This window comes from Pararcticibacter amylolyticus, assembly GCF_003130405.1.
Classification (GTDB): domain Bacteria; phylum Bacteroidota; class Bacteroidia; order Sphingobacteriales; family Sphingobacteriaceae; genus Arcticibacter; species Arcticibacter amylolyticus.
The window spans coordinates 1-1,618 of record NZ_QEAS01000067.1 but is presented as its reverse complement, the minus strand read 5'-3'; the positions used below and the strand labels follow the sequence as shown (position 1 = coordinate 1,618).

The 1,618-nt window shown below is 46.5% G+C and carries 1 protein-coding gene and 1 pseudogene; one reads left to right on the top strand and one right to left on the bottom strand.

Going from position 1 to position 1,618, the window contains the following annotated elements:
* Positions 1–305, bottom strand: a 305-nt coding sequence (locus tag DDR33_RS25035; protein ID WP_146198879.1) for a 3-coathanger stack domain-containing protein, incomplete at its 3' end; no start/stop codon positions are given.
* A gap of 459 nt (positions 306–764) precedes the next feature.
* On the opposite strand from DDR33_RS25035, the pseudogene DDR33_RS25030 reads away from it, so the two are divergent.
* Positions 765–1,618: pseudogene (locus DDR33_RS25030) on the top strand (hypothetical protein); the annotation flags it as partial.

Sequence of the window (1,618 nt, the reverse complement as noted above, 5' to 3'; positions counted from 1 at the left end):
TTTTTGGCGGACAGGTCGGTGCCGGCGGCAAAGGGCTCGCGGGGGGTATAGGTGAGGATGTAGTTCTGATCGGTGCTTAATGCGGCGGCAAGGGGGATACAGGGGGCGGCGGTGGCGGCCACGATATAGGCGTGGAAGCTGGACCCGGAGGGGACGTAAAAGCCGGGCAAAAGGGTGATGCTCCGCGTGGCGGTTACGACCGGACGGCTGCTGCTGTAACTGCTCAGGGTGGTGTCCTGTGCTACAGCGGGCAGCACGATAAAACATACCAGTAAACTGACAAGTGTTTGCAGGTATAACTTCATACAGGTTCTTTTCATTTGTCCTTTTGTTTTCCGGTACTAAAGTAAAATACTCCACTGCGGTTTGACCGCAGTGGACAGACTTATTTTCGTCCAACATTCGTGAGCAAGAGCACTTCAGGAGCAATAAAAATGAACAATTTAAGAAAAAGCAAAAAGAGTAATTATAATATCCAACAAGCTATTCACGTACCCTTTCAGGGGCAACTCTCAAGCTAACACATTTCCTTCAGAAATATAGAATTGGAGGCAGGGGCATTTTGTCCACTTTCAGGAGAACAGTCAATTCTGACTAAAAGGTGTTTATCAAATTTGGAAAACGTAGTATTCTCCCCTAACGCTAATATCTATTTAAGAACAGAGAAGAAAACGCCGGAGTGGAAGCTGAGCTTACGGAAAAAGGGATTTGAGTACCTGAATCTGCAAACACAAAAAATGAGTTCCATTAAAACGAATCATATTATGAGAAAATTTTTTCTATCCTTACTAATTGCAGCACTCGTGCAGGTGCATTGCATAGCACAAACCAATAAACTTGAATCAACGGGTAACGCCGGAATTGGCACAACGAATCCGGCTTCTAAACTTCATATCGTTACTGGTGGAGTTGATCCTAACCTGGGGAACACTGCGGTTAACAGCAACGGGCTATTACTTCAGGCAAATACAGGAGGAAGATCAGGAAATACGGGGGCGCAGATAGAATTTGCACTTCCTGCCGGTACTGACGGTGGGAATATTTGGGGACAGGCCCGGATTATTACCATTCCTGGGAACACCTTGAATGGTGATGCTACCGGAAAGATGATTTTTGGGACAAGGCGGCAATATGACAAGGTGGGGGCTGGCATGCAATGGTATTATGGGGATGACATCACGGTTGACGGACGGGGGCAAGTAGGTATTGGCACGAACACTCCGGCTTCGGCACTGGATGTGTCGGGAAACCTTACGCTTAGAAATTATGTAAATCTGAATGGAAAAGGTGCTGCTATTAATTTTACATCTTACGGCTCAGATCATCCTGGCCCGGCTATCCGAAGTGAGCTAGCCACTGCAGAAGGTGTTAATTCAAGGTCTAAACTTGTGCTTAGCTCCTATTGGATGGCTTATAAGGATGAAATTACTCTGGTAGACGGGCGGGTAGGAATCCTCACTTCTAATCCGAAGGAAACTCTCTCTGTTAACGGGGATATACGGGCTCATGAAATAAAGGTCGAGACGGCGAATTGGCCGGATTATGTTTTTACTCCGCAATTTCAAAGACGTCCCCTTGCTGAGTTAGAACGCTTTGTTCTGGAGAACAATCATTTACC